Source organism: Staphylococcus capitis subsp. capitis, assembly GCF_040739495.1.
Lineage (GTDB): Bacteria > Bacillota > Bacilli > Staphylococcales > Staphylococcaceae > Staphylococcus > Staphylococcus capitis.
In genome coordinates, this window is the sequence record NZ_CP145263.1 from 1,693,782 (window position 1) to 1,718,791 (window position 25,010).

Here is a 25,010-nt window from a genome sequence, read left to right on the forward strand (position 1 = left end):
TTTCAAAATAAAAATATTTCTATATATAATAATAAGTATGACTCAATAATTAGTAAGATAAAACTGCTTTATTTATTCAAATACATCATGTAAAATATAACTTAACTGAAATCTTAGTATATTAATACTAATTTCTAAATAGGAACGACACTATTACCCTAGAAAACATACTGGGCAGTGAAATTAAACGAATGTGTATTTACTAAAGTTTAGATTGAGCTGGTATGTTTCTAAATACAATATTAGAAAACTAAATTATTGAAGACTTAATTTTTAAAGTATAAATATTCTTTAATAACCCGAGTATTAATCACTAGGGTCGTAAATAAATTATGGAAATTATTCTAGGAGGAAATATAAAAAATGGCAGTATTTAAAGTATTTTATCAACATAATAAAGATGAAGTCATCGTTCGTGAGAACACTCAAACAATTTATGTTGAAGGACAAACTGAAGAACAAGTTCGACGTTATTTGAAAGATCGCAATTACAACATTGAGTTTATTACTAAATTAGAGGGCGCACATTTAGATTATGAGAAAGAACACTCAACTCATTTTAATGTGGAGAATGCTGAATAATGAAGCAATTACATTCTAATGAAGTAGGTGTGTATGCACTTGGTGGTCTAGGTGAAGTTGGTAAAAATACCTATGCCATTGAGTACAAGAATGAAATTGTTATCATCGATGCAGGTATTAAATTCCCTGATGATAACTTACTAGGAATAGATTATGTTATTCCTGACTACACTTACTTAGAACAGAACCAAGACAAAATTGTAGGTCTGTTTATTACTCATGGACACGAAGACCATATAGGTGGTGTGCCCTTCCTATTAAAACAAATTAATGTACCTATTTACGGTGGTCCATTAGCATTAGGTCTTATACGCAATAAATTAGAAGAACATCATTTACTTAGAACTACTGAATTACATGAAATTGATGAAAGTAGTGTAATAAAATCTAAGCATTTTGAAATATCATTCTATTTAACTACACACAGTATTCCTGAAGCATACGGAGTTATCGTTGATACACCGGAAGGTAAAATTGTTCATACTGGTGACTTTAAATTCGATTTCACTCCAGTTGGCGAACCAGCTAATATAGCTAAAATGGCTAAACTTGGTGAAGAAGGCGTATTATGTTTACTATCTGACTCAACAAACTCATTAGTACCTGACTTTACCCTCAGTGAACGTGAAGTTGGTCAGAATGTTGATAAGATTTTTAGAAACTGCAAAGGTCGTATCATTTTTGCGACTTTCGCATCTAATATCTATCGTGTTCAGCAGGCTGTCGAAGCAGCAATAAAATATAATCGTAAAATCGTTACTTTTGGTCGTTCAATGGAAAATAACATAAAAATTGGTATGGAGCTTGGATATATCAAAGCCCCACCTGAAACATTTGTAGAACCAAATAAAATCAACAATATTCCTAAACATGAATTGCTAATCCTTTGTACTGGTTCACAAGGTGAACCAATGGCTGCTTTATCAAGAATTGCAAATGGTACACATAAACAAATTAAAATTATACCTGAGGATACCGTAGTATTCAGTTCATCCCCTATTCCAGGTAACACTAAAAGTATCAATCGCACAATTAATGCTCTTTATAAAGCTGGTGCGGATGTTATTCATAGTAAAATCTCAAATATCCATACATCAGGACATGGTTCACAAGGCGATCAACAATTGATGCTACGTTTAATTCAACCAAAATACTTCTTACCTATTCATGGTGAATATCGTATGTTGAAAGCACATGGTCAAACTGGTGTTGAATGTGGTGTAGATGAGGATAATGTGTTTATTTTTGATATCGGCGATGTCTTAGCTTTAACACATGATTCAGCTCGTAAAGCCGGAAGAATTCCTTCAGGTAATGTGTTAGTAGACGGCAGCGGTATTGGGGATATTGGAAATGTAGTTATTAGAGATCGTAAATTACTTTCTAAAGAAGGTTTAGTGATTGTTGTTGTTAGTATTGATTTTAATACTAATAAATTATTATCTGGACCTGATATCATTTCACGTGGCTTTGTTTATATGCGTGAATCTGGTCAACTTATTTATGATGCGCAACGTAAGATTAAAACAGATGTTATATCTAAATTAAATGGTAATAAAGATATTCAATGGCATCAAATTAAATCATCTATAATTGAAACACTTCAACCTTATCTATATGAAAAGACAGCTCGTAGACCTATGATTCTACCAGTTATTATGAAAGTGAATGAAGATAAAGGTAATAATAAGTCTTCCAACAAGAAAAATAACAAACAAGATAAAAATGAGTCTAAGTAATTAAATAATACTTTTTAACTTATAAAATTTATCTATTTTAATACTAAAGGCAAGGACTTGCGTCCTTGCCTTTATTTCTTTCTCCTTCTAACAGTAGTACCTATAATAATCATTATAAATGAAATAAACATGATGAAATAAATAAGTCTGTAACCTATTGGACTTTCAATGACACTTTCGTTAAAATTAAGAACAAGTCTATAATCATGAATATGATAATGCTAAGTATATATAATTTGTTATTAATTAACATTTTCTTTACTCCTATGGTTTTCACTCTAGTTGTTGCATGAAAATATATTACTATGATGTCTTTTTGTCTAATATACGTTTATAGTCTTTATATTCATATGGATTTTTTACTTTTTCGCCATTTATGTATACTAAAGGAACTTTCTTAACATTTTTCTTTTTAGCAACTTTTTTATCATCGCTAGCCATTTCTCAAGCTTTACTATTTTTTTCTTTATACATTTTCTTAACTTTCTCTGTTTCTTCATCGTTTAAGTTAAGTTTATCTATTTGCTTGTCTAATAAGTTTTTAGTAATCCAAGTTTTATGGCTATTTTTAGGTTGCTCGTTAAAAATTAAGTGATTTAATTTTAGATACTCTTTATCAGATATGAGTTTGACTGCTAAAGCTGCTCTCCCAGCATTTATTGAATCTTTACCTAAAAAGCCAAGATTGACAAAATTAACTTCCGCTTTGTCCTTTTTTACATAATCTTTTTTCAATTTAGGAACAATTGTATTTTCAATCTTTTTACAGTAGGCACACTTGTAATCGCCATAAATTGTTATGCATTTAGTTTGATCCAAATGGTTGTTAAATGCGCCATTTTTTATTGTAGAGCAACTACATAATAACAAAACAATAACTAACAATGATGTGCATTTTAAAACGAATTTCACATATCTACTCTCCTTATTTATTTTTTCAAATGTAATGTTAACATCATCGTTTAAAAATTTTTGTTATCTTCCCCAATTGATATATTCTCTTTCTCAAGTGTATACACAAAACTAAATAAATTATAAATTCAATCAATCACAATATTTCATATTTTGTTTTATTTTTAAATTGGCTAAAGCTTTATTATTTTTTTATAAATCATTATATATCAGATAATTTGATACGTATAATCAACTGAATTAGATTATTGCTTAATATAAAAAAGCTTATATACGAATTTAAACTCAATTCATATATAAGCTATAAAGATAAGAACTTATGTCTTAATGTTTATTAAAATTTATTTGCTAATATTCTTTTCAAAACGGCCTAAATCATTATCATGACCAATCATTATGAGAATATCACCAATTTCTATATTCATATTAGGATCTGGTGAGACGATAAATTCTTTCGCTCGCTTAATTGCAATTATATTTATACCATATTGCGCGCGGATGTCTAGATCAATTATATTTTGTCCAGCCATTTTTTCAGTTGCTTTAAGTTCTACAATTGAATGCTCATCTGCAAGTTCTAAGTAATCTAATACACTTGCACTTGCAACATTATGCGCTATACGTCTACCCATATCACGTTCTGGATGAACGACAGTGTCTGCACCTATTTTATTTAATATTTTAGCATGGTAGTCATTTTGCGCTTTAGCAGTTACCTTTTTAACACCTAATTCTTTTAAAATTAAAGTCGTTAACGTACTTGATTGAATGTTTTCACCAATAGCTACGATGACATGATCAAAATTACGTATACCTAAACTTTTCATCACCGCTTCATCAGTCGTATCTGCTACAACTGCATGTGTTGCGATATCACTATATTCATTTACACGATTTTCATCATTATCAATTGCCATGACATCCATATCTAGAGCGTTAAGTTCTCTCACAATACTGCCACCAAAACGACCTAGTCCAATAACGACGTATTCTTTATCCATATGCGTCCTCCACTAAATGAATGAGAAAAAGAGAGTTGCTAATGAAAGATTTATGAACTTTTCTCCTCTTTTACTCATAGGTTATATTATTTCTTTCCTTCTACATATTCTTTATCGAAAACAAATAGTCTTAATAATAATATTAACGATGGAATTAATAAAAGTAAACCTAAAATAAACGCTATTACTAACGCTAGTCCCATTTCTGGGTTTACATGAGAGCCTGTGATTTTCACAAAAGGATGCAATAGAAATGGTAATTTACTCATTCCATAGCCAAAGAATGCAAAAAACATTTGTAAGATTACCATGACAAAAGCCAATCCATGATTTATCTTAAGAATCGTTAATGCACCGGCGATTAAAAAGAAGATAAAACTTATTACAAACATCCACCAATAATTAAATACGGCATTATTGAAATGATCTGCATTTTGTATTCTTAAAGATAAAAACACAAACAGTGAGATGACAATCATAGGCGGGTGCCAAAAAATATGCCATTGTCTTGTTAAATGATAAGCAGGTTTATCTTTAGCTTTACTAGCATAAAATGTTAAGAACCCTGAAGAAATATATAGAACCGAAATAATTGCTAAAAATACCACAGACCAGGCGAATGGGCTTAATAGCAATTGTACCCAGTTTAAATCTATATGAGAACCATGTTCTCTTATATATCCGCCTTCTGAAATGGTTAGTGCAGTAGCTAATGATGCTGGAATAAGTAATCCTGTAAAACCATACAGAACTATCCAAGGCAACTTCGTATCTTGGCCATAATTTTCAAAAGCATAAAAGCTACTTCTAATAGATATAAGAATTAAAGCTATAGAACCTGGTATTAATAAAACCGTTCCTAGATACTTGGCAGAATCAGGGAAGAACCCAATAAATCCAACAAAGAAGAAGACAAAGAAAACATTTGTAACTTCCCATACTGGATTAAGGTAGCGATGAATTAAGTGATTGATTTTCTTCTCTTCACCAGTAATTTTGGAATGTAAAGCGAAAAACCCAGCACCAAAATCAATTGAAGCTACGATGATGTAACAAAATAAAAATATCCATAATACTGTAATTCCAATATAAGCGTAAATCATTTTGTTCCACCTCTTTCTTCAATCACTTTATCTACATCTTGATAAGCTGGTTTATTTCGGTACATACGAATAAGTACATATGCTGCTGTTACCATAAGTACGAGGTATAATATACCGAAGAGAATAGTAACTAATGTGATACCACCTGCTTGTGTTGCAGCTTGAGACACACGCATATAGCCTCTAATGATCCAAGGTTGACGACCCATTTCAGTTAAGAACCAACCAAATTCTATCGCAAGCAAGGAGGCTGGGCCGGTTAAAAGTATTGCATAAAGCATGGCTTTATTAGTTTTATATTTACGTAACTTCTTGAAGAATAAAATTAGCATATATAATCCTGAAATAATGAAACAAAAAACTCCCATAGAAACCATTAAATCAAAGAAATAATGGACAATCATAGGCGGTAAATCATTTTTAGGAAAATCATTTAATCCTTTAACTTTTGTTTTAAAACTGTCATCTGCTAAGAAACTAAGCAATCCAGGAATCTCAATAGCACCAGATACTTCATGTGTCTTCTCATTCAACACACCAAAGAATACTAAGTTAGCATGAGATTGTGTATCATAATGCCACTCATAAGCAGCTAATTTTTCTGGTTGAACTTTGTGCAAGAATTTAGCAGAAAGATCTCCAGCTACCATTGATAATATTGTTGATAAGAAACCAACTATCATTGTCATTTTCAATGCTTTCTTATGATACGTTCTATCTTCAGAATGTCTATTACGTAGTAATTTGAACGCAGCAATTGCAGCCAATATAAATGCCATCGTCATACCTGCAGTAGCTACGACGTGGAACGCTCTGACAATAAATGACGAGTTAAACATTGCCTCTAACGGTTGTACATTAACCATGCGTCCATTCTTCATTTCAAAACCTGCTGGTGTATTCATAAATGAGTTAACTGATGTAATGAAAAACGCAGAAAATGAACCACCTATAATTACTGGTAATGAAATAATAAAATGCGTCCATTTATGTTTAAATCTATCCCAAGTATATAGATAAATACTTAAGAAGATTGCTTCAAAGAAAAATGCGAAAGTTTCCATAAATAAAGGTAATGCAATGACATGCCCACCCATTTTCATGAATGTCGGCCATACAAGTGAAAGTTGCAAACCGATAATAGTACCTGTTACGACTCCAACGGCTACTGTAATTGTGTACCCTTTTGACCATCTTTTAGCTAATGCAATGTAATTTGCATCATTTTTTCTAATACCGATAAATTCTGCAATCGCAAACATTAAAGGCATACCAACGCCAATTGTGGCAAATATGATATGTACTGCTAATGTCATACCCGTGAGAAATCGGCTAATTTCAACTGAATCCATATAATAATCACCTTTTTTATCTATTTTTATAAAAATTGGAGTCACAAGTGTTTAAAATTATAAAACCTCAAGACTTTGAACAAAATTAAATTGCTTTAAATTTATATGTCTATTTTTTGACAGGACACATAATGTTCACATAGTTGAAATTCATAATATTTTTCTATATAGTATTTTGAGAATAATTGATGAAAGGACGACTTACATGACCTCAAATATAGTCATCTATACTCAAGATGATTGTCCACCATGCACTTACGTGAAAAATTATTTAACAGAGCAAGGTGTTGATTTTATTGAAAAGAATATCAAAAATAATCAATATCGTAATGAAATGATTGATTATGACGCATTTGCAACGCCTTTTATCTTATTAAATAATGAACCTATGTATAGTGTAGATATGGACAAAATTAATCGTACATTGAATCTAAATAGTCAAAATTAATCATAAAAATCACTCAACATTATCTTTTCTAGGATGCTGAGTGATTTTTTTTATAAATACAGCTAGCTTACTTCATTTAGAGATTAAAAAGAGAGTAAATGCAATGCTGCATTCACTCTCTCATGCTGTAAATTACTGAGCTCTATTATTTTGCTTTGTTATTAACTAATTCCATAACTTCTTCTTGAGTTGCACATTCAATAGCACGATTAGCTAATTCAGCCATTTCATTTTTACTTAAGCCATTAATTTGTCTTCTAGCTTTAAGAATAGAAGTAGCACTCATTGAGAACTCATCTAATCCTAAACCTAGTAATAATGGAATAGCTGTTTCATCTCCGGCCATTTCACCACACATACCAGTCCATTTACCTTCTTTATGAGAAGCTTCAATGACTTGCTTAACAAGACGTAATATAGATGGGTTATATGGTTGATATAAATAAGATACACGCTCTGACATACGATCAGCAGCTAGTGTATATTGAATTAAATCATTTGTACCAATACTAAAGAAATCTACTTCCTTCGCAAAGACATCTGCTAATGCAGCAGTTGCTGGAATTTCAACCATGATACCTAATTCAATATCATCAGAAATGTCATAACCTTCATTTTCAAGGTTTTTCTTTTCCTCTAAAAGAATTGCTTTGGCATCACGGAATTCTTTAATAGTAGCAACCATTGGGAACATGATATTTAATTTACCGTAAGCAGATGCACGTAATAATGCACGTAATTGCGGTCTAAAAATATCTTGTTGAGCTAAACATAAACGAATTGCTCTATAACCTAAGAATGGATTCATTTCTTCAGGTAAATTTAAGTAAGGAAGCTCTTTATCTCCACCGATATCTAAAGTACGAACAACAACACGTTTACCATCCATTGTTTCTAGAACTTGTTTATAGGCTTCAAATTGTTCTTCCTCAGTTGGCATTTGGTCTCTTCCCATATAAAGGAATTCTGTACGATATAAACCTATACCTTGAGCGCCGTTTTCAATAACTCCTGGTAAATCATTTGGGGTACCAATATTCGCTGCAAGTTCAGCATGTACACCATCAACAGTTACTGTATCAGCATCACGTAATTTTTGTAATTCTTTCTTATCTTCGAAGAAACGTTCACGTTTATTTTGGTATGCGATTAACTCATCCTCAGTTGGATCGATAATTACATCACCTGTAATACCGTCTACAACAATCATATCACCTTGTTTAACTTGTTGAGTGATAGTTTGAGTACCTACAACTGCTGCAATTTCAAGTGAACGACTCATAATTGCAGAGTGACTTGTTCTACCACCAATGTTAGTTACAAAGCCTTGAACGAATTCTTTGTTCAATTGTGCAGTATCTGAAGGTGTTAAGTCGTTACCAATAATAACAACGCTTTCATCAATCATACTTGGGTTTGGTAATTCTACACCTAGAATGTGCGCTAAAACACGTTTAGAAACATCTCTAATATCAGCCGCACGTTCTTTCATGTATTCATTATCCATAGACTCGAATATAGTAACAAATTGAGTTGTTACATCACTTAATGCTGTAGCCGCATTAACTTTATCGTTTCTAATTTTATCTTGGATAGGTTGAATTAATTCTGGATCATCTAGAACTAATAAATGAGCATCGAAAATAGCTGCTTTATCAGCGCCTAATTGAACTTCAGCATTATTTCTAATCTTAGTTAATTCAACTTTAGATGCTTCGATAGCTTGATTAAATTTATTAACTTCGCCTTCTACATCAGTGACTTTTTCATTACTGTCAAAAGATAAATCTGGCTCTACTAATAAGTAAGCTTTTGCGATTGCTACACCATCAGAGGCAGCAATCCCTTTAATTAAGTTAGACATAATTATTTAGTTAATCCTTCTTTTGATAAGACATCACTGATAGATTCAATAGCATCAGTTTCATCGCTACCGTCAGCATAAATAGTGATTTCAGCATCTTTTCCTACACCTAAACTCATAACACCCATGATTGATTTTAAGTTAACTTTTTTACCGTTATATTCTAATTGAATATCTGAATCAAATTTTGATGCAGTTTGAACTAGCATTGTAGCAGGGCGAGCGTGAATCCCTGTTTCGTCGATAATTACATATGATTTTTGTTCCATAATTATATTCTCCTTCGTATAGTTAGAATCTTCAATATTACTACAATCTAACATATATTTTATACAATAACTTTACCAAAACCGATTGTTAAATTCAATTCGTTTAAAACCGGTTTCAGTATCATTATTTCACTACATTAGAAATTATATCACTTACTATAGGTTATTGATAACTTTTTCACATTTTTCAACATGATCTTTGCCCAGTTTATTCATAAAGTAGTAACTAACTGAAGCTGAAACAGCTTGACCGATAACCGGGAACCATTTTGTTTGTTTCGCAGCTGCACGTTTAGCTACATCTTTAATAACAACTTTTAAGAGTGCTTCTGAAACTTTTCTTCCTACGAATTGACTACCTTGAATTGCTGCTGCAGACATCACTCTTTCTCTCACATCATCACCCAATGAATTTACTTCTTTATGATCTAGACCATAAATTTTGTTTACATCCTCAATAATGTCTCTCATTAATTTGATATCCACACCGAAGTCTAATCCTGGAATAGGTACAATACTTGCACCTGAAGAAAGTATAGATTTCTTTTTAACTAAAGTTAGCGCTTGTTCTCGGCGACGCTCAAGTTCTTCTCTAGTCTTAGGTAAGTTATTTTTTTCTTTAATTTCTTCTATATTTAAAAGTTCATTGCCTACTTTGTTTGTAATATCATTTGTGAATTTACTTCTAATACCCAAATTCAAACATCCTTTCTTTGTTTTGTTTCAATAAAATCTTATACCCATTATTCTAAAATTTAATGCTTAATATCTATAAACACGGCTTTTAAATATTTTGAAGGTTTATAATGAGGATGTGTCTTGAAATCTTTAGGAAGGCCCATTACTTCTCTTATTTCAAACTCAACACCCTCTTCATCTAATGTCTTTTTAATCACATTTTTGAACGCCTTTAAAGAAAATGCACTTGAATTTGTACATAATAGTAATGACCCCTCTGGAGCTAATACACTCAAAGCTCCTTTAATAAGGGCACCATAGTCTTTCTGAACAGAGAATGTCTTTTTCTTATTACGAGCAAAACTTGGCGGATCAATAACTATTGTGTCATACTGAAGACCATGACGTGCCGCGTAGTTATAATAATCAAATGTATCCATTACATAAATATACTGAGATTTTGGATCAATAGCATTTAATCCAAAGTTTTCTTCCGTTAAGCCTCTTGAACGATTTGCTAAGTCAACACTTGTAGTTGAACGTGCATTTTGCGCTGCTATAACTGAAAATGCCCCAGTATAACTAAATTGATTTAATACATCTTTATCTTCGGAAAATTGATCCCTTAATTTCTTACGTACTTCCTTCTGATCTAAAAAGATACCTGTCATCAAACCATCTTCTAAATCTACATTATAAAATGTGAAATTTTCCTCAATAGTAATTGGAAACTCAGGTGCTTCACCTTCAACAAATCCCCCTGTATACTCTGTATCTTTAAATCGCATTTTTTCATATAAAGATGTAAAACCAAACACCATTTTAATTGCTTCCAAAATAAGGTATCTAAATTTATAAATTCCTTTTGAATACCATTGAATTAATAAATGGCTATCATAATTATCGATTGTTAAACCACCAACGCCGTCACCCTCAGCGTTAAAAAGTCTAAAAGCATTTGTACCATCAATATTAAAATAGTATTCTCTTTCATCTAATGCTTTTTCAAATAATTTTACGAAAAATTGAGTATTAATGTCTTCATTCTCATCGTAGCTTAATACCCAACCCAATCCTTTATGTTGACGGCCAACATAACCAGTAGCAATGTATTGCTGTTGATCAGTCACAATCTTAACTAAATCCCCTTCTTTTAAGTGATCATGTTGGTAAATATCTTCCTCATCTATTAAAGGATATTGATTAAGATATTTCGTTTCTTTACCTTTGTTCAACGTTGCTATTTTCATTTTCACCTTTACCTCACTTTCTATTCTCTTTTTCTAAAAATAAACCGTATGCACAATTTCAAAAATTATTTTAACAAATATCAGTCTGTAATTATATTTAAAAAAGCCACTGCTATTGAATAAACAATAACAATGACTTTTATTAATGAATTATGGTTTCTCTCCTAACTGTAATGAATAAGCAACAATCATTGCAATTAACATTAGCAGTAAAATTGGTGTGATGAAAATTGATAACAATAGACCGTGAATCATAATATTGATAAATTCAGTTAAGAATTTAAAGAATAAAATACTACCCATAAAGAGCTGTAGATAATAAAATTTATCTCTTAAGTAATAAGTTAAAGTCGTAGCAATAAAGATAATAATGATGAATAGTAATAAGATGAGTGTTACCCACTCTACGACATATTGTGTTTGTGAAAGTTCCCATTCTCCTGATAAGAACAAGGCGTTACGGTTATTAAATTCTAAGAATGTAAAGAATAATATAACAGCGCCACAGAACAACTCAACATACATTGGTTTAATCCATTTTGGCTTTCTCATCCAATTTGGAATATCATCTTCTTGTATATCTACAATATTTTTAACTTTCTCTTTAAATTTATCTCTTTTAGCTCTTATTTTATCTAAATCTACACTTCTTCTAGTCTTACGTGCATATTCTGTTGTCTTATCTTGTAGTTGTTTTAAGTGAACTTTAGTTTGATTAGATACGTTCCCTTTATTTGTTCTAGAAAGTTCAGGTTCTTCCTCACCTAACTCTTCTTTAGTTAATGGTAATGAGCGTCTTAAGAATAAGAAATTCCATATAGACATTTGGCCTAATAACCACATTATAATGAAGAATGTGTTCACACTTAAAATATCTATTGATTCAATTTCATTCGCATCTATACGACCGTATAAAAAAATTTGTGTAATTAAATAACTAATACCATATGTCACAATAATCCACATGTAGTGACTTTTACGGTTATTTTTATTTAATTCATCTTTATAAACAATGTAACCAATGTGAACGATGAACGGTATAATGAACACAATTGCGAAGAAACCATAAACTTGAGTCATTAATATTAATGTAATGATAAAATACATAATACCAATAACTAAGAAGAAAATGGATATGTCATAGTCATATTTTATAGTTCTAAATAAAGTATGACCTAAAAGCATAACTAAGATACCAAATAAAATAATGATAATGGCACTTATAATTGGGAAACTACCTATAAACCTACTCATCACTTTTATAATTTCAGCGAAGAATGCATTAAGAAATTCCCATACATTATGTACATGAGTATTAACTTTTTTGTCACCATTGAATTGTTTTATTAATGGTAAGTTAATTAGAATGATGAGACCTGTGAAAAGTGAAACGATACCGATAATGTAGCTAAATATGATCTCGGTGTGTTTCCTAAGAAAAGACATACTGTTCACCTCAAACGTTATTATATATGAAGATATTATAATTGTCTTTAAATTAACCATGAAATACGTCTAGAGACCTATTAGGGTTTATCTATAGAATAACGGGGTAAACTTAATGTGTAAACTATTATTCCTATATAAGGGGTGGAAATACTATGGGAAAAGAAGAATTTGAAAAGAAATCAGCTGAAAAAGCGAAAGAAACAGAAGAAAAACTAAAAGAGCAAAATGAAGAAAAGACTGATGATATTGAACAAACTAAAAAAGATGTACAAGATACATTAGACTAATTTTTATATATCGTAATCATGAAGCGCTCTCAAAGTTTTTGCTTTGAGAGTTTTTTTAATTAAAAACTTTACTAACTTATTTATCCATGTCTTTAAACAGCCTTGACAATACAACAGAAAAATCATACATTTAAGTTAAATTAAAAATATCGACGCACTAGGGGTGTATATTTACTGAGATGAGGAATCCCTCAAACCCTTTGAACCTGATCTAGCTAGATACTAGCGTAGGAAAGTGTAGTTAACTATAGAATCTAGATGAACTTACTTCATTAAGATATATCTTCTGACGCACAACTTTCCTAGGGAGGGTTGTGCGTTTTTTTAGGAGGAGACACAATGTCTAAAGGTTTAAAACTATCAGAAATACTTGTAACTGTATTAATTTCTGTAGTCTTTGCAATCATCTATAACTTATGGTGGTTCTTCTACAATATTACGCAAGTTGCAGGTATCCACTTAGAGCAACTTACATATGGCGTATGGTTCATGGCAGCAGTTGTTTGCTACTTAATTATTCCAAAACCAGGTATCGCAATCTTAGCTGAACTCGCTGCTGGAGCTGGAGAAACCATTGTAATGGGTAAATTTGATATACCTACAATTATCTATGCTTTATTACAAGGTGTAGCTTGTGAAATTATTTTTGCAATTTTTAAATATCAATCTCGTTCTGCAGCAGTAGCAATGCTTGCTGGTCTCGTAACTGCTCTCGCTACTTTTCCTGTAGATTATTTTTACGGTTATTTAAATGAAGTTGCTGGATGGAACTTATTTTTATACATTTTATTCCGCGCAATTAGCGGAATTGTTATCACAGGGTTAGTGTCATATTGGCTTGTTAAAGCACTCGACAAAACGGGAGTTACTAAACTCTTCAGACCTGCTTCTAAACATGATTATGACAACCTATAAGGGGATTTTTTAATTGTTAAAAGTAAAAAATTTACGCTTGAAATACCCAAACGGGGATAGAAAAATATTTGATAACTTAAATATTGAGATTAATGATAAAGAAAAAGTGCTTTTACTCGGTCCATCAGGATCGGGTAAAAGCACATTACTTAATGTACTAAGTGGTATTGTTCCTAATTTAATCGAACTACCAATGAAATATGATGAATTACATATCGATCGTCAAAGTGGTGTTATTTTCCAAGACCCTGATACGCAATTCTGTATGCCTAAGGTATACGAAGAGTTAGCTTTTGTGCTAGAAAATCGTAAAATCCCTCGTAGTGAAATGGATAATGAGATAAAAAAAGCGCTTGAATCAGTGAATTTAAAAGTTTCTGATCAAACTTATGTCAATCATCTAAGCGGAGGCATGAAGCAAAAATTAGCTATAGTAGAAACCATTTTACAAAGAGCGAAGACCTTATTCTTAGATGAACCAACTGCAATGTTAGATGTGCAGGCAACTGAGGATTTATGGAAGAAATTAATAGAATTGTGGGACGATCAAACAGTATTAATAGTTGAACATAAGGTTGAACACATCTGGCAACATGTCGATCGTGTACTATTAATGAATTATGAAGGAGAGATCATAGCTGATGGTACTCCTCAACACATCCTTAATGATTATGAACATTTACTAACTGAGTATGGCGTATGGCATCCCAAAGCCTGGAATAATGCGCCACGTCCTATTAATCTAGGTGATCAACCTTCTCATACCTTATTTAAATTTGAACAAGGTCAAATTGTGCGTGGTAAACAAACACTCTTTTCTATAGATGAACTTGAATTACATAAGGGAGAATGGCTAACTATAACAGGGAAAAATGGTGCTGGAAAAACATCTTTACTCGAATCGATACTTCAATTAATAAAATATAAAGGCCGAATGACCTATAAAAACGAAGAATTGAAAAAGATAAAACAAGCAGCGAAACATATGTATCTCGTGTATCAAAATCCAGAATTACAATTTATTACGAATTCTGTCTATGATGAAATTTACATTCATTACAATCATTTAGACCCTGAAAATGCTGAACAAGAAACCACTCAATTGCTTAAATTGCTACACCTAGATCAAGTGAAAAACCATCATCCCTTTGAAATATCAACGGGACAAAAACGGCGATTAAGCGTAGCGACTGCTCTTAGTTCAAAAGCACAAATTGTGTTATTAGATGAACCTACATTCGGTTTGGATAGTCATAATACATTCCAGCTTATTAAACTCTTCCAAGAACGTGTTAAGCAAGGACAAACAATTGTTATGGTTACACATGATTCTGAAATTATTCGTCGCTATCCAACACGTCGTTTACATGTTGAAGATGGCATACTTAAAGAGATTGAAGGTGAACACGTTGTTTGAAAGATGGAAGAAACGTCACACCTTTGTTGATGATGTAAATATTATTACGAAATTGATACTAGGGATAGCACTGTTTTTCTTTATAATTTTTATTCATAATTTCGATTTTATGATTTATATCGTGTTACTCATGTTCATTTTCTTACTATTATTTAATGGCACAGAATTTAAAATTACAGGTCTATTCATACTCGTTACCACCCTATTCGCACTACTATCATCACTATTTATGATTCTTTATGGAGATGGCGAGCATATGTTAGTGAAATTTGGAATTGTTCAAATCAGTGAAGAAAGTATTGTTCGCGGCTTACATCTTTCTTTAAGAACTATAACAGTATCAATGTTTGGTATTCTGATTGCATTAACATCTCAAATAGTTATGATTTTTTATAGTTTAATGCAACATCTGAAAATCAAACCTAAAATCGCTTATGCCTTTATGGCAGCGATTCGAATGGTACCTTTAATTATTAGTTCATTAATACAATTGAGACGCTCATTAAAAATGAGATACCAAATGATTGATGCCTCTAATTACAAAGGGCTCAAAAGATTAAATCATTTAGTTATTCCATTATTAAGTCAAAACATAAGACGTGCTCATCAACTCTCAGTTGCGATGGAATCTAAAGGATTTAAAGATGGTCCTAGAACATACTATTACAAGACACCTTTCTCTTATAAAGATTTAGTATTTATTGTATGTGTATTAATGATTATTGGGTTGTCTTTCATACTATCAAGTTATATACCATTAACTGGCATTCACGATGTACGTTTTGGTAAATTAGGATAAAATCTTGCTAGGTTCTTTAGATTGTATCTGTATAAACTATATACACTAAAAAGAGGCTGAGACATAATTCATTGTCTCAGCCTCACTTAACATATTGGCAGTAGATGTCTGAATTGAAAGTGCGCTTGTATCAAGCTTCTTTCAATCCTAGTCATTCTTGCCGCGGGGCCCCAACATAGAGAATTTCTTTAGCAAGAAATTCTACAAACAATGCAAGTTGGGGTGGGACAACGAAAATAATTTTGACAAATTATATTTCTGTCCCACTCTCTTTTTTACTATTTTATTGCTTTATTACCTATATCCTTACGATAGAAAAGATTATCACTTTCAATTTTATCTACATTGTTATAAGCAGCAACTTGTGCATCCTTAACCGTAGCTCCTTCGCCGATGGCTAAAATCACACGCCCACCAGCATTAACAAAATGGTCTCCATCTTTCTTTAAACCACTAACGAAATAATGAGAATCTAAGTCGAAACCACTAACTTTATACCCTTTGTCATAAGCTCCTGGATATCCTTTGGACGCTAACATTACTCCTACAACTGCTTCTTCTTTCCATTTAAAATCAATTGGTTCACGTTCTTCTAAATCAATGATGTGCTGCATTAAATCACTATCTAAACGTGTGAGTATTACCTGCGCTTCTGGATCCCCAAATCTCGCATTAAACTCTATCACCTTAGGGCCCTCTTTAGTTAGAATAGCTCCAATATAAAGTAAGCCAAAGAAATGATGCCCCTCTTTACTCATCGCTTGAGCAATAGGCTGGGCAATGCGCTCATTTGTTTGACGAAGTACATTTTCACTAATATGTGGAACGGGACAATATGCACCCATACCACCAGTATTAGGCCCTTCATCATTGTCATATGCACGTTTATGATCTTGAGCGATACAATCAAAAGGAACTGCATAATCACCATTAACGAATGTCATAAGAGAAAACTCTTCACCCTCTAGAAAGCTTTCAAAAACAACTCGTCCCTGCTCTTCAGGATATACAGCTTTTACACCTTCGATTGCCTCATCACGTGTTTTGGCAATGATTACACCTTTTCCAGCTGCTAAACCATCTTTCTTAATAACTACTGGCAACTCACACGTTTCAACATATTTTAGAGCATCTGATTGATTTGAAACTTCCCTATAATCTGCGGTGGGGATGTCATACTTTTCCATTAGTTGTTTCGCAAATAGCTTAGAGCCTTCAATTTGAGCAACATCTTGTCCGGGGCCAAATACTTTTACCCCTTGTTGTCTAAGCAAATCTCCTAGACCGTCAATTAATGGTTGTTCTGGACCAATGATCACCCAATCAATGTTTTTATTTTTAGCGAAATTGATTATCTCTTGATGATTTGACTCGGCTATTTCATTATGAATTTCAGCCACTTTAACCATTGCTTCATTGCCTGGTATAGCATAGACCTTTTCAACGAGTGATGATTGATTAATTTTAGAAGCTAACGCATGTTCACGTCCACCAGCTCCGATAACTAAAACTTTCATAAGTTTACTCCTTTCTTTAAGTAAAACTTAATGCTTGAAGTGTCGCATTCCAGTCATAACCATTGTGATTCCATATTTATTAGCCATATCAATAGATTCTTGGTCTTTTATAGAGCCACCAGGTTGAATAATCGCTTTAATACCATGTTCTGCCGCGTATTCTACTGTATCTCCCATTGGGAAGAAGCCATCTGAAACAAGCGCAACGTTATCGTTTATTTCAATTGCTCTCTCGATAGCAATTTTAGCTGAACCAACACGATTCATTTGACCCGCACCAATACCAACTGTTTGTTTATCGTTACTTAAAATCACTGCGTTACTTTTAACAGAACTTACAACTTTCCATCCTAACAACATTGCTTCCCACTGTGATTCAGTAGGTTGTGCATCAGTTGCAACAGTCATGTCATCACGTTTGACATCCTTATTATCCTTATCTTGCACTAAATAACCACCTGAAACAGAAACAAATTCTTGTTCAGCATTATCAATTGTCATATCTATTTCAAGTAAACGGATATTTTTCTTTTTAGTCAAAATTTCAAGTGCATCTTCAGTAAATTTAGGAGCGATAACTACTTCTAAGAAAATTGAATGTAATGTTTCTGCTAATTCAGCATCTACTGTACGATTCAAGGCAATAATTCCGCCGAAAATAGATTGATTATCAGCATCATATGCATTTTTAAAAGCATCTTCAATAGTTTCTCCAACACCTAAACCACATGGATTCATATGTTTAACAGCTACTGCTGTAGGTTCCTCGAATTTTTTAACTAAACTTAGTGCCGCATCCGCATCTTTAATATTATTAAAGCTTAACTGTTTACCATGTAATTGTTTTGCACCAGCAATTGTGTGTTTACTATTAGATGTTCTTACAAAGTATGCAGATTGTTGAGGATTCTCTCCATATCTAAGTGTTTCTTTGTCACCTTTAAAGAAACTTACAATAGCATGATCATACTGATTTGTATGTTCAAATACTTTAATCATTAATGATTTTTTATAAGCTTCATCCAATTGATTATTTTTAGTTCTATCAATGACCTCATTGTAATCGGAAGGATGTACGATTGTTGTTACATGTTTAAAGTTCTTAGCTGCAGCCCGTAACATTGTTGGTCCACCAATATCAATATTTTCAATCGCATCTGCTTCAGTTACATCTGGGTTTTCTACTGTCTTTTGGAAAGGATATAAGTTAACTACAACCATATCGATAAGATCGATATGTTGTTCATTCAATTGATCGAGATGTTCTTGTTTATCACGATCTGCTAAAATACCTCCATGAACTGCTGGATGTAATGTTTTTACTCGACCGTCCATAATTTCAGGAAATTGAGTTAATTCAGATACTGATTTTACAGCGATACCCGCATCTTCTAGCGCACGTTTAGTGCCGCCTGTAGAATATAATTCATAATCTAATGATGTTAATGATTGAGCGAATTCTACAATTCCACTTTTATTTGAAACACTTAAAATTGCTTTTTTCATTGCTTAGATACTCCTCTATTTAATGATTTTAGCGATAACTCTAGGATAAAGTTCATATTCTAAATTTTTGACTCTCTCTTCTAGATCTTCTTTTGTGTCGTCCGTTCTAATATCACATTGTTGTTGTTCAATAATTTCTCCCGTATCCATGCCACTATCTACATAATGAACAGTTGAACCTGTTACTGAATCTCCACTTTCAAACGCTTGTCCTATTGCATCTAACCCCTTATATTTAGGCAATAGTGAAGGATGTATATTCAACATGCGTCCTTCAAAGGCTTGGAGTAAATCTTGTCCAACCAATCTCATATAACCTGCTAAAACTATCCATTGAACCCCTCCGTCGGATAAATGTTTAAGCAACTGTTGTTCATAAGCAGACTTTGAAGCAAAGTCTTTGGGTTGGTTAATATGAACAGGTATATTTAGTTTTTTAGCACGTTCTATACATTGAGCGTTTGCTTTATCAGTGTATAGTGCAGTTACTTCTATATGAGGTAAATCACCATCTTGAACACGTTTAACGATATTTTCAAAGTTACTACCTGAACCGGAAGCGAAAATCGCTATTTTAATCACGATTCTACCCCCATTAAATGAAGTGGTGTATGAGCATCTTCAATCACTTCACCAATTTCATAAGCTTTGACATCAAGCTCTTGTAAGGTCGCTAAAGCTGTTGATACATCTTTTTTATCTACTATAACGGTGTAACCTATACCCATGTTAAAGATATTGTACATTTCATCTGTACTAATATTCCCTTGTCGTTGCAACCAATTAAAAACTTCTTGTGTCGGGAATGATGTTGTATCTATTCTAGCCGACAAACCTTTAGGCAAAGCTCTAGGGATATTTTCATAAAATCCGCCACCAGTGATATGATTCATTGCTTTAATATCCACATGCTTTTTCAATTTAAGAATTGGCTTTACATATAATTCAGTTGGTGCTAAAAATGTCTCTAAAAAAGACTTACCATTGAAATCATCGTTTAAGTTTACGCCTGATTCCTTAATGAGCTTTCTAACCAAACTATAACCGTTAGAATGAATACCATTTGATGCTAAGCCAATAATTGCCTGTCCTGCTTCCACTTTGGAACCATCTATGTACTCATCTTTTTCAACAGCTCCCACTGCAAAACCTGCAATATCGTACTCACCTTCGTGATACATTTCACCCATTTCTGCAGTTTCTCCACCAATTAACGCGGTATTAGTTTGTTCACAACCATCACTTACACCTTTAACGATTTGTTCAATAATTAATGGAACTACTTTATTTGTAGCAATGTAGTCTAAGAAATATAGAGGTTCTGCGCCAGTTGTTAAAATATCATTCACACACATCGCTACAGCATCAATACCAATCGTATCGTGTTTGTCATGATCAATAGCAAGTTTTAGTTTTGTACCTACACCATCTGTACCAGAAACTAGTACAGGTGCTTTCATATTGAGTTGAGATAAATCGAAAGTAGCACCAAAACCTCCAAGTCCACCTAAAACTTCTTTACGCATCGTACGTTCGACATGACTTGTTATTCTCTCTACCGCTTCATAACCTGCATGAATATTTACACCTGATTGTTCATACGCTTTAGACATGTAAGTTTCCCTCACTATCAAAATAATGTTTATTATTAGCTATATACGCTTTCTGACGCTCACTTAAATGTGACTTGTAATTCTTTTCATAATCGTAAAGACCTGCTGGATAATCACCTGTGAAACTTTCCACACATAAACCACGATACGGGGCATCATAATTTAAACCAATTGAGTCTATAAGCCCATCAACACTTAGATATGCAAGTGAATCAGCACCAATATAGTCTTTAATTTCTTCTGGTGATTTACTTGCTGAAATTAATTCAGCAGTAGTCGACACATCAATACCATAGAAACTAGGGAACATGAACTCTGGAGAAGCAATTCTCACATGCACTTCATCAGCCCCTGAATCTTTAAGCATTTTTACAATTCTTTTACACGTAGTTCCGCGCACGATTGAATCATCTACGAGGATGATTTTCTTACCTTCTACAATATCTTTGACTGCCGATAATTTAACACGCACACCCTGCTCACGTAATTCTTGAGTAGGTTGAATAAATGTACGTGCAACATATTGGTTTTTAACGAGTCCCATTTCATAAGGAAGTCCTATTTGTTCAGCATAACCACTAGCTGCAGACAACGAAGAATTAGGTACTCCGATTACCATATCCGCTTTGGCAGGGCTTTCTTCTGCAAGTCGTTTACCAGAAGCTTTTCTCACAGCGTGTACATTCTTACCGGCTATTGTAGAATCTGGTCTTGCAAAATAAATATATTCCATTGCCGAAATAGCAGTATTAATATGGCGAGTATAATTTTTAACTACTATTCCGTCATCATTGATAATGACATATTCTCCAGCATGGATATCTTGTACAAACTCTGCACCTAGAACATCAATGGCACAGGTCTCACTAGCTAAGATATAAGCACCATTTTCCATTTTACCAACTACAAGAGGACGAATCGCATTAGGGTCGACTGCACCATAGAGTGCATCTTTAGTAAGTATCGCAAAGGTAAAACCACCTTTAATTTGGCGTAAGCTTTCTTTAAGTGCTTCTTCAAAGGTCGGTGCTTTACTGCGACGAATTAAATGCATGATGACTTCTGTATCTGATGATGAATGGAATATAGCACCATGTTCTTCTAAATTTTGGCGTAAAGATTGTGCATTAATTAAATTACCGTTATGACAAATACCGACACTCATATCATAAAAGTGATATAAGAACGGTTGTATATTTTCAATTCCTTTATTACCAGATGTTGCATAACGCACATGACCAATCGCATGAGGGTACCCTTTCAAATTTTCCATATTCGTATCTTTAATTGCTTCAGTCAGTAAACCTAGTCCTCTTTCACCTTTAAGTGTTTGATCATCCGAAACAACAATCCCTGCACCTTCTTGACCACGATGTTGTAAACTATGAAGTCCCATATATGTTAATTGAGCTGCTTCAGGATGATTCCAGATTCCAAATACGCCACATTCTTCATTTAATCCTGAGTAGTTAAACATTGAGCGATTGCTCCTTCCCATGTGTGTTTAATGTCTGAGACCTTTTTCGAAATTGTAACTTCTGAATTAGATACCTCAAATGTGCCATCACTTGTTAATTGACCAATTTCTATAGCTTGATTCACATCCAGAGACTGACCGTCTTTAACTGAGATAATATAACGCCCTTGAGTTTCACTAAATAATTGTGCATTTGTCATATCAAGTTGAGCATTTAGTCCAAGGTTATAGTAAGCACTGATTTTAGCTAAGGTAAGAAGTAACCCACCTTTACCTACAGTTTGAACGTGAGAAGCTACTCCGTTTCGAATTGCCTCTTTAATGGATTCACCTTTTTCTACTTCATCACTTAAATCAATCGCTTCAAATTCATGATTAACAGAACCGTATAATAACTTCTCAATTTGGCTTCCACCGAAATCATCACGTGTATCCCCAACTAGATAAAGTTTCTCTCCAGCTTTAGGATGGAAGTCATTTAAATAATTGATATCTTCAATAAGACCAACCATTCCTACAACCGGTGTTGGGAAAATGGACGTACCACGCGTTTCGTTATACAGCGACACGTTACCTGATACAACAGGTGTATTTAAAACTTCACATGCTTCTGACATGCCTTTAGTTGAATCAATTAATTGTTGATAAATTTCTTTCTTTTCAGGTGAACCATAATTTAAGCAATCTGTCATTGCAAGCGGTGTCGCACCAACCGCAATTAAGTTACGATACGCCTCTGCAACAACCATCTTTCCACCCTCATAAGGTTGATTAAATACATAACGCGCTTCTCCATCAATTGTTGAAGCTATTGCTTTATTAGTCCCTTCTACTCGTACAACTGAAGATTGAAGGCCTGGCTTCACAATCGTGTTTGCTCCAACTTGTTGATCGTATTGTTCATATAAATATCGTTTTGAAGCAATCGTTGGATGCTTTAATAATTTTGAAAATACATCTCTTACATCAATATTGCTATAATCATTTTTTGACGTATTATATTCTTTATCTTCACCTTCAAGTACATAAACAGGCGCTTCGTCAGATAGAGGTTGAACAGGAATATCCGCAAACACCTCATCTTCATATGTTAAGACGAATCGATCCGTATCAGTTACCTCACCAATAACAGCACTATCAAGTTCATGTTTATCAAATAGGTCTAAGAATTTTTGTTCAGTACCCTTTTCTACTACAAGAAGCATTCTTTCTTGTGTTTCAGAAAGCATCATTTCATATGGTGAAATATTAGGTTCTCGAGTTGGAACTTGGTCAAGATTTAAATGAAGACCGCTTCCACCTTTAGCAGCCATTTCAGATGAAGAAGATGTTAAACCAGCTGCCCCCATATCTTGAATGCCTACAAGCTCATCAAAGGTAATGGCTTCAAGTGTTGCTTCCATAAGTTTCTTACCTACAAATGGATCACCGATTTGAACAGAAGGTCGTTTACTTTCACTTTCTTCAGTAAGCTCTTCTGAAGCAAAGGTTGCACCATGAATGCCATCGCGACCAGTTTTTAGACCAACATAAATAACTGAGTTACCAACGCCTTTAGCTGTACCTTTCTGTACCATGTCATGGTCAATGACACCTACACACATCGCATTTACTAGCGGATTACCATCATAGCGGTCATCAAATTCAATCTCACCAGCTGTAGTTGGAATACCTATACAATTTCCGTAACCGCCAATTCCGCTCACAACTCCTTTTAATAGGCGTTGATTTTGTTTGACTGACAATTCACCGAAACGTAGACTATTCAACAAGTTAATTGGTCTCGCTCCAATAGAGACGATATCTCTGATAATTCCACCTACACCTGTTGCTGCGCCTTGATAAGGTTCAATGGCTGATGGATGGTTATGTGATTCCACTTTAAATACCACTGCTTGGTTATCTCCAATATCTACAACACCAGCCCCTTCTCCGGGACCCATTAGGACATGTTCGCCAGTAGTAGGGAACTGCTTTAAGAATGGTTTAGAATGTTTATATGAACAATGTTCACTCCACATTACTGAAAAGATTCCTACCTCAGTAAAGTTGGGTTCTCTGCCAAGAATTTCAACCACTTTATCGTATTCTTTATCACTAAGCCCCATATCTTGATAAAGCTTTTCAAGTTTAATTTCTTCAACACTTGGTTCGATAAATTTAGACATGTTGTTCCCTCCAACTTTTAACCATTGATTCAAATAATTTCACTCCACTGTCAGTGCCTAATAAAGTTTCTAATGCACGTTCAGGATGAGGCATCATTCCACAAACATTTCCTTCTTTATTAACAATGCCTGCTATATCTTCATAAGAGCCATTAGGATTATCTGTATATTTAAGGATGATTTGATTATTTTGTTCAAGTTCATTAAAGATCTCTTCCGTACAATAATAATGTCCCTCACCATGAGCTACAGGATAAATAACTTCTTGATTGTCTTCATATAAATGCGTAAATAGAGTTTGGTTATTAACTATTTTTAAAGTTTCATTTCTACTTATAAAAAGATGTGAATCATTATGCAGTAACGCACCAGGAAGTAATCCAATTTCTGTTAATATTTGGAAACCGTTACATACACCAAGCACTGGTTTTCCTTCTTTTGCAAGACGTTTAACCTCATTAATAATAGGTGCTACACTTGCCATTGCTCCAGATCTTAAATAATCACCAAATGAAAAGCCACCAGGAATAAGCACCCCATCAAATCCTTCTAAGCTCGTTTCTCGATAATCGACGTAAGCTGCATCAACACCAGATTTAATTGCGGCATTATACATGTCTCTATCACAGTTTGAGCCAGGGAATACAAGCACTGCGAACTTCAT

22 protein-coding genes, 1 pseudogene and 1 riboswitch are annotated in these 25,010 nt (G+C 33.4%); of the genes and pseudogenes, 7 read left to right on the top strand and 16 right to left on the bottom strand.

Annotation, left to right across the window (positions count from 1 at the left end; translation table 11 throughout):
* Window positions 1-363 precede the first annotated feature (363 nt).
* Window positions 364-582 carry a DNA-dependent RNA polymerase subunit epsilon gene (locus V6C74_RS08410; protein WP_002435438.1) on the top strand — a complete coding sequence of 73 codons (219 nt, stop codon included), beginning with the start codon at window positions 364-366 and terminating at the stop codon, window positions 580-582.
* The gene (locus V6C74_RS08415; RefSeq protein ID WP_016898780.1) at window positions 582-2,321 is read left to right on the top strand and encodes a ribonuclease J; all 1,740 of its coding nucleotides are present in this window, start codon (window positions 582-584) and stop codon (window positions 2,319-2,321) included. The genes V6C74_RS08410 and V6C74_RS08415 overlap by 1 nt, the downstream gene beginning before the upstream one ends.
* 303 nt (window positions 2,322-2,624) lie before the next feature.
* On the opposite strand, the pseudogene V6C74_RS08420 reads toward V6C74_RS08415, so the two are convergent.
* From V6C74_RS08420 to V6C74_RS08435, 4 genes and pseudogenes are all read right to left on the bottom strand, one after another.
* Window positions 2,625-3,233, bottom strand: a pseudogene (locus tag V6C74_RS08420) (DsbA family protein).
* A 341-nt stretch (window positions 3,234-3,574) separates the two neighbouring features.
* Window positions 3,575-4,234: a TrkA family potassium uptake protein gene (locus tag V6C74_RS08425; RefSeq protein WP_002452947.1), complete on the bottom strand. Its 660-nt coding sequence runs from the start codon at window positions 4,232-4,234 to the stop codon at window positions 3,575-3,577.
* Between the two features lie 86 nt (window positions 4,235-4,320).
* A complete protein-coding gene (locus V6C74_RS08430) occupies window positions 4,321-5,337 on the bottom strand; it encodes a cytochrome d ubiquinol oxidase subunit II (protein WP_002452946.1) in 1,017 nt (338 codons plus the stop codon).
* On the bottom strand, window positions 5,334-6,689 hold the full coding sequence (locus tag V6C74_RS08435; RefSeq protein ID WP_002452945.1) for a cytochrome ubiquinol oxidase subunit I: 1,356 nt from the start codon (window positions 6,687-6,689) through the stop codon (window positions 5,334-5,336). The genes V6C74_RS08430 and V6C74_RS08435 overlap by 4 nt, the downstream gene beginning before the upstream one ends.
* 205 nt (window positions 6,690-6,894) lie before the next feature.
* Here V6C74_RS08435 and V6C74_RS08440 point away from each other — a divergent pair, with 205 nt between their 5' ends.
* The gene (locus tag V6C74_RS08440) at window positions 6,895-7,137 is read left to right on the top strand and encodes a glutaredoxin domain-containing protein (RefSeq protein ID WP_002452944.1); all 243 of its coding nucleotides are present in this window, start codon (window positions 6,895-6,897) and stop codon (window positions 7,135-7,137) included.
* A 145-nt stretch (window positions 7,138-7,282) separates the two neighbouring features.
* Here V6C74_RS08440 and ptsP read toward each other — a convergent pair whose 3' ends face one another.
* From ptsP to V6C74_RS08465, 5 genes are all read right to left on the bottom strand, one after another.
* A complete protein-coding gene (gene ptsP, locus V6C74_RS08445; protein WP_016898782.1) occupies window positions 7,283-9,001 on the bottom strand; it encodes a phosphoenolpyruvate--protein phosphotransferase in 1,719 nt (572 codons plus the stop codon).
* A 2-nt stretch (window positions 9,002-9,003) separates the two neighbouring features.
* Window positions 9,004-9,270, bottom strand: coding sequence for a phosphocarrier protein HPr (locus V6C74_RS08450; protein ID WP_002435387.1), 267 nt, complete (start codon window positions 9,268-9,270; stop codon window positions 9,004-9,006).
* 156 nt (window positions 9,271-9,426) lie between these two features.
* Window positions 9,427-9,966 carry a hypothetical protein gene (locus V6C74_RS08455; RefSeq protein ID WP_002452942.1) on the bottom strand — a complete coding sequence of 180 codons (540 nt, stop codon included), beginning with the start codon at window positions 9,964-9,966 and terminating at the stop codon, window positions 9,427-9,429.
* Window positions 9,967-10,025: 59 nt separating this feature from the next.
* Window positions 10,026-11,198, bottom strand: a complete 1,173-nt coding sequence (locus V6C74_RS08460; RefSeq protein WP_002452941.1) for a class I SAM-dependent rRNA methyltransferase — start codon at window positions 11,196-11,198, stop codon at window positions 10,026-10,028.
* A 150-nt stretch (window positions 11,199-11,348) separates the two neighbouring features.
* Window positions 11,349-12,644 (bottom strand): hypothetical protein, encoded by a 1,296-nt coding sequence (locus V6C74_RS08465; RefSeq protein ID WP_002452940.1) that lies wholly within the window; start codon window positions 12,642-12,644, stop codon window positions 11,349-11,351.
* Window positions 12,645-12,799: 155 nt separating this feature from the next.
* Here V6C74_RS08465 and graF point away from each other — a divergent pair, with 155 nt between their 5' ends.
* The 4 genes from graF (at window position 12,800) to V6C74_RS08485 (ending at window position 16,065) form a co-directional block, all read left to right on the top strand.
* Window positions 12,800-12,934 (top strand): glycopeptide resistance-associated protein GraF, encoded by a 135-nt coding sequence (gene graF, locus V6C74_RS08470; protein WP_016898783.1) that lies wholly within the window; start codon window positions 12,800-12,802, stop codon window positions 12,932-12,934.
* A 149-nt stretch (window positions 12,935-13,083) separates the two neighbouring features.
* Window positions 13,084-13,185, top strand: a riboswitch (TPP riboswitch).
* Window positions 13,186-13,273: 88 nt separating this feature from the next.
* Window positions 13,274-13,849: an ECF transporter S component gene (locus tag V6C74_RS08475; protein WP_002452939.1), complete on the top strand. Its 576-nt coding sequence runs from the start codon at window positions 13,274-13,276 to the stop codon at window positions 13,847-13,849.
* 13 nt (window positions 13,850-13,862) lie between these two features.
* The gene (locus V6C74_RS08480; RefSeq protein ID WP_002452938.1) at window positions 13,863-15,266 is read left to right on the top strand and encodes an ABC transporter ATP-binding protein; all 1,404 of its coding nucleotides are present in this window, start codon (window positions 13,863-13,865) and stop codon (window positions 15,264-15,266) included.
* The gene (locus V6C74_RS08485; RefSeq protein WP_002452937.1) at window positions 15,259-16,065 is read left to right on the top strand and encodes an energy-coupling factor transporter transmembrane protein EcfT; all 807 of its coding nucleotides are present in this window, start codon (window positions 15,259-15,261) and stop codon (window positions 16,063-16,065) included. The genes V6C74_RS08480 and V6C74_RS08485 overlap by 8 nt, the downstream gene beginning before the upstream one ends.
* Window positions 16,066-16,343: 278 nt before the next feature.
* Here the strand turns inward: V6C74_RS08485 and purD are convergent, their stop codons facing one another.
* Genes purD through purQ form a run of 7 tightly spaced genes read right to left on the bottom strand, consistent with a single transcriptional unit; the run spans window position 16,344 to window position 25,010 of the window.
* Window positions 16,344-17,582 (bottom strand): phosphoribosylamine--glycine ligase, encoded by a 1,239-nt coding sequence (purD, locus tag V6C74_RS08490; protein ID WP_002452936.1) that lies wholly within the window; start codon window positions 17,580-17,582, stop codon window positions 16,344-16,346.
* 27 nt (window positions 17,583-17,609) lie between these two features.
* Window positions 17,610-19,088, bottom strand: a complete 1,479-nt coding sequence (gene purH / locus V6C74_RS08495; RefSeq protein WP_002452935.1) for a bifunctional phosphoribosylaminoimidazolecarboxamide formyltransferase/IMP cyclohydrolase — start codon at window positions 19,086-19,088, stop codon at window positions 17,610-17,612.
* 15 nt (window positions 19,089-19,103) lie between these two features.
* Complete coding sequence (gene purN, locus V6C74_RS08500) at window positions 19,104-19,670, bottom strand: phosphoribosylglycinamide formyltransferase (protein ID WP_002452934.1); 567 nt, start codon at window positions 19,668-19,670, stop codon at window positions 19,104-19,106.
* Window positions 19,667-20,701 carry a phosphoribosylformylglycinamidine cyclo-ligase gene (purM, locus tag V6C74_RS08505; RefSeq protein ID WP_016898784.1) on the bottom strand — a complete coding sequence of 345 codons (1,035 nt, stop codon included), beginning with the start codon at window positions 20,699-20,701 and terminating at the stop codon, window positions 19,667-19,669. The genes purN and purM overlap by 4 nt, the downstream gene beginning before the upstream one ends.
* On the bottom strand, window positions 20,694-22,178 hold the full coding sequence (purF, locus tag V6C74_RS08510; RefSeq protein WP_002452932.1) for an amidophosphoribosyltransferase: 1,485 nt from the start codon (window positions 22,176-22,178) through the stop codon (window positions 20,694-20,696). Before purF ends, purM begins: the two co-directional genes overlap by 8 nt.
* Window positions 22,157-24,346, bottom strand: a complete 2,190-nt coding sequence (purL, locus tag V6C74_RS08515) for a phosphoribosylformylglycinamidine synthase subunit PurL (protein WP_002452931.1) — start codon at window positions 24,344-24,346, stop codon at window positions 22,157-22,159. Before purL ends, purF begins: the two co-directional genes overlap by 22 nt.
* Window positions 24,339-25,010: a phosphoribosylformylglycinamidine synthase subunit PurQ gene (gene purQ / locus V6C74_RS08520; RefSeq protein WP_002452930.1), complete on the bottom strand. Its 672-nt coding sequence runs from the start codon at window positions 25,008-25,010 to the stop codon at window positions 24,339-24,341. The genes purL and purQ overlap by 8 nt, the downstream gene beginning before the upstream one ends.

What these genes read in the sequence shown, in the direction of transcription:
- V6C74_RS08410 (WP_002435438.1), top strand. Translation starts at nt 364, where the DNA reads ATGGCAGTATTTAAAGTATTTTATCAACATAATAAAGATGAAGTCATC.
- V6C74_RS08415 (WP_016898780.1), top strand. Translation starts at nt 582, where the DNA reads ATGAAGCAATTACATTCTAATGAAGTAGGTGTGTATGCACTTGGTGGT.
- V6C74_RS08425 (WP_002452947.1), bottom strand. Translation starts at nt 4,234, where the DNA reads ATGGATAAAGAATACGTCGTTATTGGACTAGGTCGTTTTGGTGGCAGT.
- V6C74_RS08430 (WP_002452946.1), bottom strand. Translation starts at nt 5,337, where the DNA reads ATGATTTACGCTTATATTGGAATTACAGTATTATGGATATTTTTATTT.
- V6C74_RS08435 (WP_002452945.1), bottom strand. Translation starts at nt 6,689, where the DNA reads ATGGATTCAGTTGAAATTAGCCGATTTCTCACGGGTATGACATTAGCA.
- V6C74_RS08440 (WP_002452944.1), top strand. Translation starts at nt 6,895, where the DNA reads ATGACCTCAAATATAGTCATCTATACTCAAGATGATTGTCCACCATGC.
- ptsP (WP_016898782.1), bottom strand. Translation starts at nt 9,001, where the DNA reads ATGTCTAACTTAATTAAAGGGATTGCTGCCTCTGATGGTGTAGCAATC.
- V6C74_RS08450 (WP_002435387.1), bottom strand. Translation starts at nt 9,270, where the DNA reads ATGGAACAAAAATCATATGTAATTATCGACGAAACAGGGATTCACGCT.
- V6C74_RS08460 (WP_002452941.1), bottom strand. Translation starts at nt 11,198, where the DNA reads ATGAAAATAGCAACGTTGAACAAAGGTAAAGAAACGAAATATCTTAAT.
- V6C74_RS08465 (WP_002452940.1), bottom strand. Translation starts at nt 12,644, where the DNA reads ATGTCTTTTCTTAGGAAACACACCGAGATCATATTTAGCTACATTATC.
- graF (WP_016898783.1), top strand. Translation starts at nt 12,800, where the DNA reads ATGGGAAAAGAAGAATTTGAAAAGAAATCAGCTGAAAAAGCGAAAGAA.
- V6C74_RS08475 (WP_002452939.1), top strand. Translation starts at nt 13,274, where the DNA reads ATGTCTAAAGGTTTAAAACTATCAGAAATACTTGTAACTGTATTAATT.
- purD (WP_002452936.1), bottom strand. Translation starts at nt 17,582, where the DNA reads ATGAAAGTTTTAGTTATCGGAGCTGGTGGACGTGAACATGCGTTAGCT.
- purH (WP_002452935.1), bottom strand. Translation starts at nt 19,088, where the DNA reads ATGAAAAAAGCAATTTTAAGTGTTTCAAATAAAAGTGGAATTGTAGAA.
- purM (WP_016898784.1), bottom strand. Translation starts at nt 20,701, where the DNA reads ATGTCTAAAGCGTATGAACAATCAGGTGTAAATATTCATGCAGGTTAT.
- purF (WP_002452932.1), bottom strand. Translation starts at nt 22,178, where the DNA reads ATGTTTAACTACTCAGGATTAAATGAAGAATGTGGCGTATTTGGAATC.
- purL (WP_002452931.1), bottom strand. Translation starts at nt 24,346, where the DNA reads ATGTCTAAATTTATCGAACCAAGTGTTGAAGAAATTAAACTTGAAAAG.
- purQ (WP_002452930.1), bottom strand. Translation starts at nt 25,010, where the DNA reads ATGAAGTTCGCAGTGCTTGTATTCCCTGGCTCAAACTGTGATAGAGAC.